The 16,287-nt window shown below is 67.2% G+C and carries 15 protein-coding genes; 11 read left to right on the top strand and 4 right to left on the bottom strand.

The window, feature by feature from the left end; all coding sequences use genetic code 11:
* Nucleotides 1-76: 76 nt before the first annotated feature.
* A complete protein-coding gene (locus DFR29_RS08740) occupies nucleotides 77-814 on the bottom strand; it encodes a hypothetical protein (RefSeq protein WP_133818199.1) in 738 nt (245 codons plus the stop codon).
* A gap of 282 nt (nucleotides 815-1,096) precedes the next feature.
* On the opposite strand from DFR29_RS08740, the gene DFR29_RS08745 reads away from it, so the two are divergent.
* From DFR29_RS08745 to DFR29_RS08795, 11 genes are all read left to right on the top strand, one after another.
* On the top strand, nucleotides 1,097-1,894 hold the full coding sequence (locus DFR29_RS08745) for a hypothetical protein (RefSeq protein ID WP_133818200.1): 798 nt from the start codon (nucleotides 1,097-1,099) through the stop codon (nucleotides 1,892-1,894).
* Between the two features lie 160 nt (nucleotides 1,895-2,054).
* Nucleotides 2,055-2,624 (top strand): sigma-70 family RNA polymerase sigma factor, encoded by a 570-nt coding sequence (locus DFR29_RS08750; RefSeq protein ID WP_133818201.1) that lies wholly within the window; start codon nucleotides 2,055-2,057, stop codon nucleotides 2,622-2,624.
* Entirely contained in the window at nucleotides 2,621-3,376 is a 756-nt protein-coding gene (locus DFR29_RS08755; protein WP_133818202.1) for an anti-sigma factor, read from the top strand. Before DFR29_RS08750 ends, DFR29_RS08755 begins: the two co-directional genes overlap by 4 nt.
* Before the next feature lie 69 nt (nucleotides 3,377-3,445).
* Complete coding sequence (locus DFR29_RS08760) at nucleotides 3,446-4,396, top strand: acyl-CoA desaturase (protein WP_133818203.1); 951 nt, start codon at nucleotides 3,446-3,448, stop codon at nucleotides 4,394-4,396.
* 2 nt (nucleotides 4,397-4,398) lie between these two features.
* Nucleotides 4,399-5,712, top strand: a complete 1,314-nt coding sequence (locus DFR29_RS08765) for an NAD(P)/FAD-dependent oxidoreductase (RefSeq protein WP_133818204.1) — start codon at nucleotides 4,399-4,401, stop codon at nucleotides 5,710-5,712.
* A 20-nt stretch (nucleotides 5,713-5,732) separates the two neighbouring features.
* Nucleotides 5,733-6,506 (top strand): DUF1365 domain-containing protein, encoded by a 774-nt coding sequence (locus tag DFR29_RS08770; protein WP_208113549.1) that lies wholly within the window; start codon nucleotides 5,733-5,735, stop codon nucleotides 6,504-6,506.
* Nucleotides 6,503-7,780, top strand: a complete 1,278-nt coding sequence (locus DFR29_RS08775) for an SAM-dependent methyltransferase (protein ID WP_133818206.1) — start codon at nucleotides 6,503-6,505, stop codon at nucleotides 7,778-7,780. Before DFR29_RS08770 ends, DFR29_RS08775 begins: the two co-directional genes overlap by 4 nt.
* Nucleotides 7,781-8,323, top strand: coding sequence for a DUF2878 domain-containing protein (locus DFR29_RS08780; protein ID WP_133818207.1), 543 nt, complete (start codon nucleotides 7,781-7,783; stop codon nucleotides 8,321-8,323).
* On the top strand, nucleotides 8,320-9,123 hold the full coding sequence (locus DFR29_RS08785) for a DUF1295 domain-containing protein (protein ID WP_133818208.1): 804 nt from the start codon (nucleotides 8,320-8,322) through the stop codon (nucleotides 9,121-9,123). The genes DFR29_RS08780 and DFR29_RS08785 overlap by 4 nt, the downstream gene beginning before the upstream one ends.
* Complete coding sequence (locus DFR29_RS08790) at nucleotides 9,098-10,183, top strand: SAM-dependent methyltransferase (protein WP_133818209.1); 1,086 nt, start codon at nucleotides 9,098-9,100, stop codon at nucleotides 10,181-10,183. The genes DFR29_RS08785 and DFR29_RS08790 overlap by 26 nt, the downstream gene beginning before the upstream one ends.
* A 298-nt stretch (nucleotides 10,184-10,481) precedes the next feature.
* On the top strand, nucleotides 10,482-12,554 hold the full coding sequence (locus DFR29_RS08795) for a DUF7452 domain-containing protein (protein ID WP_133818210.1): 2,073 nt from the start codon (nucleotides 10,482-10,484) through the stop codon (nucleotides 12,552-12,554).
* A 95-nt stretch (nucleotides 12,555-12,649) separates the two neighbouring features.
* Here the strand turns inward: DFR29_RS08795 and DFR29_RS08800 are convergent, their stop codons facing one another.
* From DFR29_RS08800 to DFR29_RS08810, 3 genes are all read right to left on the bottom strand, one after another.
* On the bottom strand, nucleotides 12,650-13,453 hold the full coding sequence (locus tag DFR29_RS08800) for a helix-turn-helix domain-containing protein (protein ID WP_166653970.1): 804 nt from the start codon (nucleotides 13,451-13,453) through the stop codon (nucleotides 12,650-12,652).
* Between the two features lie 421 nt (nucleotides 13,454-13,874).
* Complete coding sequence (locus DFR29_RS08805) at nucleotides 13,875-14,492, bottom strand: hypothetical protein (protein WP_133818212.1); 618 nt, start codon at nucleotides 14,490-14,492, stop codon at nucleotides 13,875-13,877.
* Between the two features lie 75 nt (nucleotides 14,493-14,567).
* A complete protein-coding gene (locus tag DFR29_RS08810; RefSeq protein WP_166653971.1) occupies nucleotides 14,568-16,043 on the bottom strand; it encodes a TolB family protein in 1,476 nt (491 codons plus the stop codon).
* Nucleotides 16,044-16,287 lie beyond the last annotated feature (244 nt).

Raw genomic sequence — 16,287 nt, forward strand, 5'->3', positions numbered from 1 at the left:
TATCTGCCCGGTGTTGCCGGCAAGGAAAAAGTCTCAGCTTCCGGTAGTCGCGACTGCTGTCGCCGGTCGCTACGCCTTACCAGGCCCGCGCACCGAACGGCGTACGCCACCAGATCACGCCGCCCAGCAACAGCAAGGCCCAGCCCAGCCAGCGCAGCAGCTGCGGCCAGGCGGCACCACGGCGCAATATCTCCACCTGCTGCACGAATACGGTTTCGCAGGCACCGTCGCCTTCGTCATCGCGCGAGACCGAGGTGCCGCGCTGGAAATGAAAGCCTTCGTCGTGGCTGTAGCTGACCAGCTGGCCACGCAGGCGCACCTGGTCGCCGACACGCACGCCCAGCAGCTGGCGCGCAATATCGTTGCGGTCGGTCAGCAGGTGGTTGTTCGACAGCGCGCGCAGATGCGCCGCTTTTACCCGGCTGCTGTCGGCGTAGCGGAAATAGCAGGTCCACTGGCCGCTGAAGAAGGACATGTGCTCGTAGGCGCCTTCGGCCGCATTCGCCCCCCATACCACGCACAAATCCACAACGTTGAGATAGTCGTTGGCTACCCAATGACGCATATCCCACCAAGTGCGCGTGTCGTGCCGGCTGACGACCAGCCCGGCGATCTCGTAGTCGGCGACCGGCGCGATGCGGTAGTCGATGCCGCCGCGATGCACGGCGAAGGCCGGCGCGGCAACCGCCTGCTGCTGCGGTTCCTGCAGTACCGGCGGCAACAGCTGCGCGGGGCTGGGGCGCTGGCCGCCGAACAGCCAGCCCGCCGCCAGCAGCGAGAGTCCTGCCAGCAACGGCGTACGTGCGGGCGACATCAGTCAGGCCTGCGGCGAGGTTGGCGCCAACTGGCGAGGTGCATCGGTGTTTCCCCTGGAATTCACAGCCGCCCTGGTCGCGGCCATCGCCGTTGCCGGCACGGCGATCAGAAACCAGATTCGCCACCGCCGCAATCGGCCACAAGGCGTGGCCGGCCACCGGCGCAAGCCTGCCGCCCAGCCGGCAGACGGGTGCGCGCAGCGGCAATCGCCGCGCCGGCCGCTGCATCCAAAGCCGCCGCCGCTGCGTAAGGGTGGGACAGAATTCCTGGGCGAAACCCGATGAAGCCAGCGCGCGCCGCCTCCACTGCCTACATCGCCCTGCTCTGCCTGGGCGCGACAGCGACGGCCTGCGCCGACGATTCCGCCACGGTGGAGCACTACGAAGGCCAGGCCTATGCCGCGCGCAGCGGCGACGCGGTCTATCGCGAATCGCACTGGCTTTATCGGCAGGACGGACAGCGCCATCGCCTGGTGCTTTATCGTTGCAGCGACGGCACACCGTTCGGGCGCAAGCAGATCAGCGAAGGCAACAGCGCACTGGCGCCAGATTTCGATTTCGTCGACGCCCGCGACGGCTATCGCGAAGGTGTGCGCAGCAGCGGCGAAGACCGCCAGGTGTATTGGCAGGCCGCCACCGGCAAGCCGGCCAGACAGGAAGCCGTGGCGCTTGGGCCGCAGGCGGTTGCCGATGCGGGCTTCGACGCGCTGGTGCGCCAGCGCTGGAATGAACTCGCTGCCGGCGAGGCCGTGCATGCCGCGTTTCTGGTGCCGGCCGACTTCAATTTCCTGCCCCTGGTCTTACGCAAGGACAACTCCGCCTCCGATGCGCAATTCAGTGCTTTCCGCCTGCGCCTGCAGGCCTGGTATGCCTTCGCCCTGCCCGAGTTCGTGCTGGTCTACCGCAACAGCGACCAGCGCCTGCAGCGTTTCCAGGGCATCAGCACCATCCGCGACAGCCAGGGCCGCCGCCAGAATGTACGCATCGAATTCGGCGAGGCGCAGAACCCCCTGCCGGCCAGCCGCGCCGACGTCGATGCGGCCGCGGCCGAACCCCTCACGAATCGTTGTCGTTCCTGATGTCATGGTAACGTCGAACCTGTCCACGCCAGATCGGCACGGCCCGCCAGGGGAATGCGCAGTCTCCGGATTGCGCAGGCGGGCAGCAGCTGTGCCGCTGCGATCGGACCATCGCCGTTTCACCGTATACCGGGCAGCACGCCCGCGGGGAATTCTACGGATGCATGCATCGTCATTGGCTCAGGACTCGCTCGCCGAGCAGGTCGACCAGCTGTTGGTACGCGTGGCCCAGTACGACCAGGCTGCGTTCGAGGCGCTTTACCGCGCCACCGCCGGCCTGCTGCTGGGCATCTGCCTGAGAATATTGAAAGACCGTGCCGAAGCCGAGGATGTAGTACAGGAAGTCTTCGTCTCAGTCTGGGCCAAGGCAGCGCAGTTCGACCCGCAGCGCGCCAAGGGCACCACCTGGATAGGCTCCATCGCCCGCCATCGCGCCATCGATCGCGTGCGCTCGCTGCCCGCCGGTATCAGCGCACCGATCGAACTGGCCGACACGACGGCCGACACGGCACCGTCGCCGCCGAGCATTGTGGAAAACCGCGCCGAACGCGTACGCCTGGACGAATGCATGGAACAGCTCGACGGCCGCCGCCAGAGCCTGATCCGCACGGCGTTCTACGAAGGCGCGACCTACGATGAGCTGGCGCAGCGTTCGGGTTCGCCGCTGGGTTCGGTCAAAAGCTGGATCCGCCGCGGCTTGCTGCAACTGAAGGCGTGTCTGGAATCATGAATACCTCGCCGCCACGCCACGACGACGACACCCTTACCCCGCCCAGCGACGACGTCCGCGCCGGCGAATACGTACTCGGCGTGCTCGATGCCCCGGCCCGCCGCGCCGTGCAGGCACGCATCGCCAGCGATGCCGCCTTCGCCGGGCTGGTGGAAAACTGGGAACGGCATTTCGCTGCCTGGCTGGGCCGGGTCGATGCGGCGACGCCGTCGCCGCATGTCTGGGCCGGCATCCGCCGCCGCCTGGGCTGGCCGGCGGTACAAAGCGTCAAACCCGGTCTCTGGAACAATGTGTCGTTCTGGCGCGGCGCCGCCGCGCTGGCTGCGGCGGCGGGCATCGCGGCAATTGCCTTCGGCCTGCGCCAGCCCACCCTGCCCGGGCCGGCACCGCCGCTGGCCAGCGAGGAAGCCGCGCCCAGGCCAGTCACGGTATTGGCCCGCGACGACGGCAGCACGGGCTGGATCGCCTCCATCGATACGCGCAGCGGCAAGCTGGTCATCGTGCCGGTGCCTTCGGCCCTGGACAGCGGCGGCCGCGTGAACGAATTGTGGATTATTCCCGCCGGCGGTGCGCCGCTGTCGCTGGGCATGGTCTCGCACGACCGGACACATACCATCGCGGTGCCGCAAGCGCTGCGTGCGGCCATCGTGTCCGGCTCGCTGCTTGCCATCACGCTGGAACCGCAGGCCGGCATTCCGCATGCGCAGCCTTCGGGGCCGATCGTGGCCAAGGGACAGATACAGGCAATCTGAGGAAGTACTGCATCCATTCGTGGTGCGGGCCCGTATAGGCCCGCACCAACAGCGAAGAGGGAGCAATGCATGGACGGCAAGCGGGCATTCGGCGGATACGCAACGCGCTGGACGACGGCGCTGCGACGCTGGATCGATACCGGCGCCGACGCGGCCGCAGCCGCCGAAGCCGGGCAGCGCATCGACTGGCTGCGCGCCGTGCCGTTCATCGGCCTGCACCTGGCCTGCCTGGCGGTGTTCTGGGTCGGCACTTCGGCCGTAGCCGTCGCGGTTGCCGTTGCCCTGTATGCGGTGCGCATGTTTGCGCTGACCGCGTTCTATCACCGCTATTTCGCTCACAAGACCTTCCGCACCTCGCGCGCCGTGCAGTTCGCGTTCGCGCTGATCGGCGCCGCTGCGGCACAGCGCGGGCCGCTGTGGTGGGCGGCGCATCACCGCCATCATCATCGCCATGCCGACACCGCGCTCGACCCGCATTCGCCGCAGGTACACGGCTTTCTCTGGAGCCACGCCGGCTGGTTCCTCACGCCGCAGGCCTTCCGCACCGACTGGGAACGTATCGCCGATTTCAGCCACTACCCGGAGCTGCGCTGGCTGGATCGCTACGACGTGGCCGCGCCACTGCTGCTCGCGCTGCTTCTCTATGTTGCCGGCGCCGCCCTGCAATACGCGGCGCCGGGCCTGGGTACCAGCGGGCCGCAGCTGCTGGTCTGGGGTTTCGCCATCTCCACCGTCGTACTGTTCCATGCCACGGTCACGATCAACTCCCTCGCCCATCGCTTCGGCTCGCGGCCGTTCGAGACCGGCGACCAGAGCCGCAACAACCCCTGGCTGGCCCTGCTCACCTTCGGCGAAGGCTGGCACAACAATCACCATTTCTTTCCGGGTTCGGCACGCCAGGGCTTTCGCTGGTGGCAGCTGGACCTGAGCTGGTACGGCCTGCAGCTGCTCGCCGCGCTGGGCCTGGTCCACAGCCTCAAGCCGGTGCCGGCCTGGGTGCTGGCCAAGGCGCGGCGCTGAACATGCGCATCGCCGTGATCGGATCGGGTATCGCCGGACTTGCCAGCGCCTGGCTGCTGTCGCGCCGGCACGAGGTCGTGCTGCTGGAGGCCAACGACTATCTCGGCGGCCACACGCATACCCATGCGATACACCTGCGCGACCGCGACTACGCCGTCGACACGGGCTTTATTGTGCACAACCCCGCACATTACCCTTTGCTGACGCGCCTGTTCGCCGAGCTGCGCGTGCCCACCCGGCCGACCACGATGAGCTTCTCCGTGCGCAACGACGGCAGCGGCCTGGAATACAACGCCACATCGCTGGACGGCCTGTTCTGCCAGCGGCGCAACCTGGTGTCGCCGCGCTTCTGGGGCATGCTGCGCGACCTGCGCCGCTTCTACCGCGAGGCACCGCAATTGCTGCAGCAGCCCGGGCCCGGCCCCAGCCTGGGCGACTATCTGCAGCAGCGTGGCCTGGGCGAGGCCTTCCGCGACGATCACCTGGTACCGATGGCCTCGGCGCTGTGGTCTTCGCCGGCCGAGCGCATCCTGGCGTTTCCGGCGCGCTACCTGGTGCAGTTCATGGCCAATCACCAGATGCTGCAGATCGCCGGCCGGCCGCAATGGCGCGTAGTCGCCGGCGGTTCGCGCCGCTACATCGATGCATTGCAGCGGCTATGGCAGGTCGAGGTGCGGCTGAATGCCGGCGTCACCAGCCTGCGCCGGGACACGCAAGGCATAGAGCTGGTCAGCGGCGGGCAGCGCGAACGCTTCGACCAGGCCGTGCTGGCCTGCCATTCCGACCAGGCTCTGGCCCTGCTGGCCGACCCGGACGAGCGCGAGCGCGACATCCTCGGCGCCCTGCGCTACCAGCATAACGACACCGTGCTGCATACCGATGCGCGCCTGCTGCCGCAGCGGCGCAAGGCCTGGGCGGCGTGGAATGCCCATGTATCCGCCGCGCAGCCGGATCGCTGCACGGTCAGCTATTGCATGAACTTGCTGCAAGGCATCGATGCCCCCGAACCGCTGATCGTCACGCTCAACCGCAGCGAGGCGATAGCGCCGGAAAAAATCCTGCGCCGGCTCAGCTACCGGCATCCGGTCTACGATCATGCCAGCGTCGCTGCCCAGGCGCGCAAGGCGGAAATCCAGGGCCGGCGCCGCACCTGGTTCGCTGGTGCCTACTGGGGCTGGGGCTTTCACGAAGACGGCATGCGCAGCGCCGTGGAAGTGGCCAACGCGCTGGGCGTGGCCTGGCCGGGCACCGCGGCATCGCTGCCGCCCACCAGTGCAGCAGCGCATGCCGCCGCCAGCGTCGCGGAGACCACATGAACGCCGCGCTCGACGAGCCGCTGCGCTACAGCGCCGTCTACGAAGGCAGCGTGCGGCATCGCCGCTTCGGTGCGCGGCCGCATGCCTTCAGCTACCGCATGGGCCAGCTGTACCTGGACCTGGACGAACTCGACCGCGTCTTCCAGGGGCGCTGGTTCTGGTCGCTGGAACGCCGCAACCTGGCCGCCTTCCGCCGCACCGATTATCTCGGGCCGCCGCAGCAGCCGCTGGCCGAAGCCGTGCGCGACCGCGTCGCCGCCGTCACCGGCACGCGACCACGCGGCCCGGTGCGCCTGCTTGCGCATCCGCGCTACGCCGGCTACGTGTTCAACCCGGTCAGTTTCTACTACGGCTTCGACGACGACGGCGAAACCCTGGCCTACGTGCTGGCGGAAATCACCAACACGCCCTGGGGCGAGCGCCACAGCTACGTCCTGCCGGTCGCCGAGGCACAGCAGCACGGCCGCGCCCTGTGCTGGAACTTCGCCAAGGCCTTCCACGTATCGCCGTTCCAGCCCATGCAGCAGGACTATCGCTGGCGCTTCACCCGCCCGCAAGACGATATTTTTATACACATGGATATTCTGCAGCGCGACGCGCGCGTGTTCGACGCCACCCTGCAGCTGCGCCGCCGCGCCCTCGACGGCAGCGCGCTGGCCAGGCTGCTGTGGCGCTATCCGCTGATGACGGCCCAGGTGATCGGCGCCATCCATTGGCAGGCGCTGCGCCTGTGGCTCAAGCGCATTCCATTCCATCCGCATCCCAACTCGCTTCCGCCGGGGTCTTCTTCATGAGCGAATACGCCCAATCACTGTCGGCCTATGCGCCGCGCTGGACTGCGCTGGACCGCCTGCTGCGCCGGCGCCTGCTGCAGCAAATGGCACAACTGCACGATGGCAGCGTGCGCATCGCCGATTCCCTGGGTACGACGAACCTTGGTACGGCGGCGGCCGACAGCGACACCATCGAAATCCGCGTCAGCGATGCCGGCTTCTACCGCGCCGTTGCCGCCAACGGCAGCGTCGGCGCCGGCGAGGCCTACATCAAGGGCCTGTGGCAATGCGACGATCTGGTCGGCCTGGTGCGCCTGCTGGTGCGCAACCGCGATCTGCTCGACGGCATGGAAACCGGCCTGGCCCGCCTCGGCGGCTGGGCGCTGCGCAGCTGGCACGCGCTGCGGCCGAATACGCGCTCCGGCGCGCGGCGCAATATCGCCGCGCACTACGACCTCGGCAACGCCTTCTTCGCCACCTTCCTGTCGGCGGATCTGATGTATTCCTCGGCCCTGTTCGCGCCGGGTGACGATCTGGAGCGCGCTTCGCTGCGCAAGCTGGAACGCCTGTGCCAGAAGCTGCGCCTGCAGCCCGGCCAGCGCCTGCTGGAGATCGGCACGGGCTGGGGTGGTTTCGCGCTGCATGCCGCACGCCACTACGACTGCCATATCACCACGACGACGATTTCCCGCGAACAGCACGCACTGGCCACCGCGCGCGTCGCCGAAGCCGGCCTGCAGCACAAGGTCGATGTAGTGATGCAGGACTACCGCGACCTGCACGGCCAGTACGACAGGCTGGTGTCGGTGGAAATGGTCGAGGCCATCGGCGCGCTCAACCTGCCCGGCTATTTCGCCGCGCTGGGCCGCCTGCTCAAGCCCGATGGCCTGGCCGTGCTGCAGGCCATCACCATCGAAGACCACCGCTATGCGCAGGCCCTGCGCGTGGTGGATTTCATCAAGCGCTACGTATTCCCGGGCTCGTTCATTCCTTCGATCGCGGCATTGCTGAGCGCAAAGACGCACAGCAGCGACCTGGCCCTGGTGCATATGGAAGATTTCGGCCTGTCCTACGCCCAAACCCTGCAGTGCTGGCGCGAGCGCTTCCTGGCTCGGCGCGACGAAGTACGCGCGCAAGGCTTCGACGACGAATTCCTGCGCCTGTGGGAGTTCTACCTGGCCTATTGCGAAGGCGGTTTCCGCGAACGCTCCATCGGCGTGGCCCAGCTGGTACTGGCCAGGCCCGGCTGCCGCGACGCCGAGTTCGTGGTCGGCCTGGCCGGCGGGGCGGCCTGAATGCGCTTCTGGGCCAATATCGCCGCTTACCAGCTGGTCTGGTTCTGCGCCGTGCTGGGCGCAGCACGCGGACAGGCCTGGCCCGGCATCGCAGCCGCGCTGTTGTTTTCCATCATTCACTTGTACACATCGCCATCGCGCCGCAGCGACGCGCGGCTGATCGGCTGCGCCCTGCTGGCCGGCCTGCTGATCGACGGCGGGCTCGGTGCCAGTGGCTGGGCACACTACGCAGCCGACCAGTCGGACGCATTCGCACCGTTGTGGATATTGGCCATCTGGCTCGCCTTCGCGCTGACCTTGAACCACTCGTCGGCCTGGCTGCAGGGCCGGCCACTGCTCGGCGTTGCGCTGGGTGTGTTCGGCGGCCCGCTGGCCTATCTCGCCGCCGAGCGCCTGCATGCCATCGCATTTATTGCACCGGCCTGGCGTGGCCTGCTCTGGCTGGCGCTGGCCTGGGCCGTGGCAATGCCCTTGCTCGCCGCCGCCGCCGCACGCTGGCGCCACACAGCTGGCCGCACGCCGCTATCCGGAGCCTCCACATGAGCGCTACCGGTGCGCTACTGCTGGTGTGGCTGGCCGCAGCGCTGGCGCAGGGCGCCGGCTGGTATTGGCAGCAGCGTCGGCGCAATGCCGGCATCGTCGACGTGATCTGGGCCGGCGGCGTCGGCGGCGCGGCCGTGCTGCTGGCCAGCCTCGGCGACGGTGCCCTCGCGCCACGGCTCACGCTGGCGGTACTCGGCGGTGTCTGGGGTCTGCGCCTGGCCTGGCATCTGTGGCAGCGCGTGCGCGGCGAAGACGAGGATGGCCGCTATGCCCAGCTGCGCCAGCGCTGGGGCGACGGTCCCTGGCTGTGGTTCGCGTTTTTCCAGTTCCAGGCTGCGCTGATCGTGCTGTTCTCGCTGCCGTTCCTGGCCGCCGCGCGCAACCCTCAGGACGGCATTACGCTGGCACTTGTCGGCGCTGCAACACTGTGGATTATTGCCGTAGTGGGCGAAAGTATCGCCGACCGCCAGCTGCAGCAGTTTCGCGACAATCCGGCCAATCGCGGCCGCACCTGCCGCACCGGGCTATGGCGCTATTCGCGCCATCCGAACTATTTCTTCGAATGGCTGCACTGGTTTGCCTACGTGCTGCTGGCCCTGGCTTCGCCCTGGTGGTGGCTGGCCTGGTCCGGGCCGCTGGTCATGTATGCCTTCCTGCGCTGGATCAGCGGCATTCCGTTCACCGAGGCACAGGCCCTGCGCAGCCGCGGCGACGACTACCGCGACTACCAGCGCAGCACGTCAATGCTGTTTCCCTGGTTTACGAGGAGTTCCCATGAGCACCGCCAGCGTAACGACTGAATTGCCGGCCCAGCACGCCGCGCCCGGACTGCTGGGCCTGGCCGAACGCGGCTGGCTGCCCGATGCGCTGCTGCGCTGGGGCATACGCCGGCAATGCGCGCAGCGCCTGCAGGACGAGCGCCGCGGCGGTATCGAGGCGGAAAGCGCGCGTTTCCAGGCCAATCTGCGCCTGCTGCGCGACAGTCCCGTCGCCGTGCATACCGACGCGGCCAACCGTCAGCACTACGAATTGCCGGCGGCGTTCTTCCAGCACTGCCTGGGGCCGCGGCTGAAATATTCCTCGGGCTATTTTCCCCAGGGTCACGAAAGCCTGGACGAGGGCGAGCAGCAGATGCTGGCCCTGTACGAACAACGTGCCCAGCTGGCGGATGGCCAGGCTATTCTCGAACTGGGCTGCGGCTGGGGTTCGCTCACCCTGTGGATGGCGCAGCGCTATCCGAACGCGCAGATCACCGCGGTATCCAACTCGCATTCCCAGCGCCGCTTCATTCTGGAACGCTGCGCCGCACGCGGACTGGACAACGTGCGCGTGCTGACCCAGGACGCGAACCAGCTCGACCTTCCCGCCGACAGCTTCGATCGCTGCATCTCCATCGAGATGTTCGAACACATGCGCAACTACGGCCCGCTGCTGGCACGCATCAGCCGCAGCCTGCGCCGCGACGGCCAGCTTTTTGTCCACATTTTCTGCCACCGCACAGTGTTGTACCCGTTCGAGACCGACGGCGAGGACAACTGGATGGGCCGGCATTTCTTCACCGGCGGGCTGATGCCTTCGGCCGATACGCTGGCCTGGTTCCAGCGCGATCTACAGCTGCAGCAGCGCTGGCTGCTGGACGGCCGCCACTACGCGCGCACGGCCAACCTCTGGCTGGCCGAGCAGGACAAGCACAAGGCTGCGCTGATGCCGGTACTGCAATCCGCCTACGGTCCCGCCGCCGGACTGTGGTTCCAGCGCTGGCGCATGTTCTGGATGGCCTGCGCCGAGCTGTTTGGCTATGCCGGCGGCAGCGAATGGGGCGTCGCGCACTACCGCTTCAGCCAGCGGGAAGCATCGTAGAGCGCCGTCCCAGGTGCGGTGAGCGCAGGCGAACTGCACCGCACGGTGCGCACTAGACAGCGGTGCAAATCCTGCGGCGCAATTCCCTGCGCTCATCGCGCCCTACCGGACACGCCACGCCTCATAGGGTGCGATGAGCGCAGCGAATTGCACCGGGCGGTGCCACTGCCGATCAGCTCGCAAAACCCTGCGGCATCTTGGCGCTGCCGCTGTCCGCCGAGTGGCGATGCCGCACCCGCATGTCCTCTACCCGGACCGAACTGCGCTTATCCGAGCACCCCTGTCTCGGAGCGTTGCCATGCGTGTGCGAATCCAATCTCTGCTGTTGTGCCTGATTCTGTTGCCCGCAACAGTCCAGGCTGGCGTCCTGCCGCCGACCTGGCCCGGGCCGGCGCCGTGCAATACCACCTTGCAAGCCTGTATCGATGCGACGCCCGACAGCCAGACGATTTCGATCGAGACCGATGCGCCGATCGCGGAAAATATCAATCTGTACAATCGCAGCCTGGCCCTGGTTGCTGGCGAAGGACGCCGGCCCACCTTCGCCCCGGGCAACTGGATCTCGGTAAGCTCGGCGCCGATTCTCGGCAACCAGAACGTCACCCTGCGCGGACTGCGCCTGAGCAATGCCTACGTACGTGCCGTCTATCTGGGCACCGGCACGGCCACCTTCGATTTTTCCGGACTGGTGCTGGAACAGACCAGCAGCGCGCCGACCTATATCCGCGTCGAGGCGAATAGCGGCAATACCGTGCAGGCACGCCTGTACGACAACCGCATCCGCGGCGTGCCGGCGGCGCTGAATGCGGGCTCGATCGAACTGGTCAATGCCGGTGGCACGCTCAACGCGAGCGCCTATTACAACCAGATCAGCAGCACTTCGGCCGTTGCGACCGACGGCGCCGGCATTTTCGTCGATGTCACCGGCGGCGGCGGTGGCACGGTAAAACTGCACGGCAATACGATACGCGGCGGCTATTTCCGCTCCGGCCTGTTCGTCTCCGAAGGCTTGTTCTCCAGCACCACCAGCAGCTTCAGCGCGCGTGTCTACAGCAATGTCGTGGTCTGCGCCGATCCCGCCGTCGCCGGCAGTTCGACCGGCCGCGGCATCGGCTTTACCGCGAACAACGGCAGCATCAATGCGCAGGCCGTCAACAACACCCTGACGCGCTGTTCCTCCGGCATCAGCGCCACGCAATGGTCCGGCGGCAGCGGCAGTGCGGCCGTCACCGGCCTGGTCAAGAACAACCTCGTCGTCGGCGAGCGTGGCCTGGACTTCACTCCGGCACTGACGCCTTCGCTGAGCAACGACTACAACCTGCTCAACGTCAACAGCAATATCGCCACGCCCGGCGCGAATACCATCACCAGCAACGCGCAGCTGGCCAGCCTGAGCGCACCGCGCCTGCGCTACAACTCGCCGGCCATCGACGCGGCGGACAACGCCACGCTGGCACTGGGACTGATCTTCAACAGCCTGCCCAGCAACGATGCCGATGGCCTGCGCCGCATCAAGGGCGGCAGCGGCGGCACCGCGGACATCGGCGCCTATGAGTTCGGCGACAGCGGCCTGCTGCATGTAGCGACCAGCGCGAACATCGTGGGCGGCTACATCACGCGCATCGACAACCCCGTGCTGGACAACCGCTCCGGCGCCAATCCCATCGCCACGCCGAACTGGCACGGCGGCAGCAGTGGCGGCACGTCCAACGACAACTACCTGGGAATCTACTATTTCAGCGGCAACTGGCTGCTGTTCAACGAAGACCAGACGACGCCGATGCCGCTGCGTGCCGCGTTCAACACCTTCGTGCCCGCGGCCGGCAGCGGCTCGTTCCGCCATGTCAGCAGCGCCGCCAACACTATCGGCTTCGGCACACGCATCGACGACAGCACGGTCAACGGCCTGCCCGAACGCATCGTCCTCGCCACGCAGAACTGGAGCGCCGGCAGCAATGTATACAACGCACATCCCATCGGCCTGAGCTACGTACCGGCCGGCAGCTCCGGCAACTGGCATATCGTCAACATCGACCGGGCCGGCGGCGGCGCCATGCCGGTCAATGCGGGCTTCAACGTCTACGCCCAGGAAGCCAGTCCCAACGCATTCCGCGTCAGCGCCTATGCGGGCGGCAGCAGCATCGCGCTCGATCATCCCCTGCTCAACGACACCGCCTGCGCCCGCGTACAGGTCACACGACTGGACACCGGCAACAGCGTGCCGCGCAACTTTGACGTCTACTACGGCAGCGGCCGCTGGCGCATCTTCAGCTATTCCGCCCTGGCCAGTGGCACGCAGTTCAATGTGCTGGTAGACCCGGCCCAGGTGTTCGAGTGTACCGACCGGATATTTGCCAATGGCTACGAGTGAACACACCGGCAACGCAACAGCGCGTCGGCCGCGCTGGCGCTGACCCCACAGGACTCTGCGGCCGCCGGCCCGCCGGCGACGGCGGCCGCCGCGGCTCAGCCCTGTGCCGCGCGGCTGCCGCCGGGGCGGGACAGCGGCCGGGCCGTGGCATATACCCGCGCCACGCCGGCATGGTGTGCATGATGGCCGCGCAGCTCGCTTTCCCAGGCCCGGCGTGCCTTGACGGCCATGGCGAATGCGCCCTGTTCGCCATGCGTCAGCACGCCGAAGGTGCGCTGTGTCATCTTGCCGCCCAGCCCTTTGGGCTTGCGTGCTATCCATTGCCGGTACTGGCAGACCGAACCGTCCTTGCGCACGCGCACGGTCAGGCTGACCGACACGCCGGAAACTCCCGAGGTATTCGTCGCCAGCCTTCGCGCCGCCAGATCGCGCTTGGACGCGGTGCGGTGGCGCGCGACCGTGAGATCGCGCCACTCCTGCGCAGCGCGCAAGGCGGCCTTGCTGCTGCCGAAGTCCGACACGCGGAAACGCCGCAGGTAGTCGCGCCCGGCGCGATGCACACTCACCTGCCAGGCAATCGGCGCGCCGGCCTTGGCGCCGTTCGCGCGCGCCGAGTGGGCGTACTTCGGTGCAATGCCGTACATCGCCTCGGTCTTGCGGTAGTGCACGCCGGCGCGCGTACGTGCGGCCTTGATCTGGCGCGCATTCAAGCCGGCGTAGGCGCGCTTCCAGCGTGCGATGGTGGCAGCACTGACGCCGTAGCGCTTGGCAATGGCTTTCTGCGTAGCCGACGCCTGGGTGCGCTTGCCGGCGGCCAGCGCATCGCTGACTGCCTGGCGCACGATCGAACTGGGTATCGACCGGCGGATTTCGACAACAACCGCGCTGTTTTGCGCCATGACCATGGTCTGCCTGGCCTCGAAGGATACATTTTCCCGGACGGGCCGCCGTTCGGGCAATAGACCTGGCCTGCGGCAGATCGCCAGCTGCTTGCGGCAGCGTTCGCTGTTCGCTGATCAGTTCGCCAGGCTCTGGTTCGGCCAGTCAAGCGCCGAACGCGAACCGCAGGCCGTTTCGTACGCCACGTGGCGATGGGCGTCAAGCGCAGGTGTGCGCTGAGCACGGAATTGCCCCGGCGCACGGGCGCGGTTTCATGCCATCGCGGCAGACGACCGCCCGCCGCCGGCGCTGCACGGGCGGCGGCTTGGTCAGCGGCCGCGCTTGCACACCTGAATGCGCAAAGCCGCGTCCCGGCCGGCGGAGAAACGTCCGCAACAAGCCCCGCGATCACGCGGGGCGTGTTGCCAGCGCCATGCGCGACTACTGCAACGCCTTGACGATGCGCGGATCGGAGAACCAGCTTTCCATCTTGCGCTTGTAGGCGTCGAGGATGACGCCGCGGCCGATATTGTCGTTGCCCTTGAAGTCGGCCGAGCCCAGTTCATTGCCACCGCCATCGAACACCCGGATCACCACGTCGAAGAGCAGGCTGGTATTCATGAACGTATCGCTCTTCCATTCGTTCAGCACCACGAAGACCGAACGCTCCGCGCCCTTGGCAACCAGCTTTTCCTTGGCCGCCCGCGTGCTATCGCTGCTGGCGATGGAAACGCTGCTCGCAGTGAAGCCGCGCGCCGACAGTGCCGACGACAGCGAAGCATTGATGTCGTCGGCCAGCGGCGCGCCGCTGACGGTGTTGACGTTGAACGGATTGCCGTAGCCGCCGCGCATCAGGCCGACGAAGGTGGGGGTCTTGTCGCCCGAGACGATATACGGCCGCTGGTCCGACGTGCCTACCGCGACCGACAGCGTGCCTTGGGGCTCGATATCGGGAACCGTGGTGCTGTAGGCGATTTTGCGTCCGTAGGCGCAGGCGCTCAGCAGAACGGCGGCGCACAGCAGCAGCGCCCAGCGCAGCAGGCGGGTGGTAGTCGTCATGCAAGTTTTCCCCTGATTTCAAAAAACACGTCCGGTCGGGCGTGCCGGCATATTTTTGCAAACCTTCCATTACGACTACAACGCGCGCGGATACCGGCTGGCAACTCGCCGCCGGGTTGCGCGACGGCGCAGGGCATACAAGCCGAGCATGACGATACCGATGCCGAGCATCCCCGCCGCGCGCGGCCCCAGCACAGGAACGGGCATCGGCGGCGCCAGCGGCGCACCGCTCAGACGTGCGGAATAGATCAGCCAGCGGCCACCCAGCAGCGGCTCGTCGGCCCGGTGGCGCCAGCTGAATGCGACGGCGGAACCGTCTTCCGACAGACTGATATCGGAGACATGGTATTGATGCGGTTCGCCCAGCGCGGCCGATACATTGACGATATCGCCGGTGGCGCGATCTTTCACATACACCGCAGGGTAAGGCTGCGGCGTCGCCGTCAGGTTGCGGGCACGGCTATAGAAAGCGACATAGCGGCCATTGCCACTGACCACGCTGTTGAAGCTGGCGTTGTCGGGCGCCTGGCCCGCATGACCGGTGGAGATCAGCTCGAACCGGCGCGTGGCCAGATCGACTACGTAGGCATCGAGAAAATCCGGCGCACCGCCGGGCACCAGTTCTTCGCTGTCTGCCGTGATCGCCAGATAGCGCCCATCCCCGCTGAATTGGGCACTGCCCCATTGATAGTAGGCGCGCGCAAATTCTCCACCGTGATACGGCACGCTGATGCGCTGCGTGGTCTGGTTCTGGCGATCGCGCAGCAGCAGCTGGCTGTCGCCGGTCGGATTGGCCGGCCCCAGATCGCTCGCGCCCGACAGAAATGCGATGTAGCGGCCATCGGGGGAAATGCTCGGCGCGTAGGCATCGAACGCGCTGGCACCGCCGTCGGGCCTGACGTTGATGCGCTCCAGCGATCCGCTCTGCCAGTTGCGCAGGTAGAGCTGGTTGGGCTGGGAGAACGGCAGTGGTGGGTCGGCCATCAGGTCTGTCGATGCGTCAAACGCCACCAGGCTGCGGGCAAACGCGACATCGAGCAGACGCGCGCCGTAACGCGGTGGCGCTGCGCCGCGTGGATCGCGCGCGATCAGCTGGGTGGTACTGGCCGCAAGATCACGCAGGAATACGTGGCTGGGAAACACGTCGGCCGGGCCGCCGATCGGACGCGGCGGCACATCGGGATGCAGGCGTGTCGATGAACTGAAGACGACCTGGTTGCCGTCGGCAGAAACAAAGCCACGGTCGCCGCCACCGCTCTCGGGCCGGTTCTGGCTGTCGATGCTGACCCGCGTGACGATGCCGGTGCTGCGATCCCGCCGGTATGTGTTGTAGGTGCCGGCGAACTGGCCCGGCACCAGGTCGCGTGCGATACAGGTAAACACCAGATAGCGCGCCGTGGCGGAAAGCTGCGGAAGGCCGCAGGGGCCTTCAGACGGCCCGCCAAGGTAACTGACGGTTTCCCGTTGCGGCACTGTCGCCTGCAATGCCGCTACGGCAGTCGACCCCAGGCACAACAAGACGGCGCAGGTGCCGCGCATCGACAAGGACATTCGCTGAGGCATCGCAGGCTTAAACCAGTGTGAGCGGCAGGAGATGTTTTTGCCCGGACGCGACGTCGTGCCGGCACGGATGCGGTGCCGGGCGTCCCCTGAATCGCTCGCGGCGGGCTTCACCTATGCTGCCGCATGCTGGTCGCGCACATGTTCGGAAGATGTTAGGCGGCGCGACGGCGCGTACGGTGGTAGCGCCCGCATCCCCGCCCGGCATGCGGGACGGGGATGCGGCGGCGCAAGG

This window comes from Tahibacter aquaticus, assembly GCF_004363655.1.
GTDB lineage: Bacteria > Pseudomonadota > Gammaproteobacteria > Xanthomonadales > Rhodanobacteraceae > Tahibacter > Tahibacter aquaticus.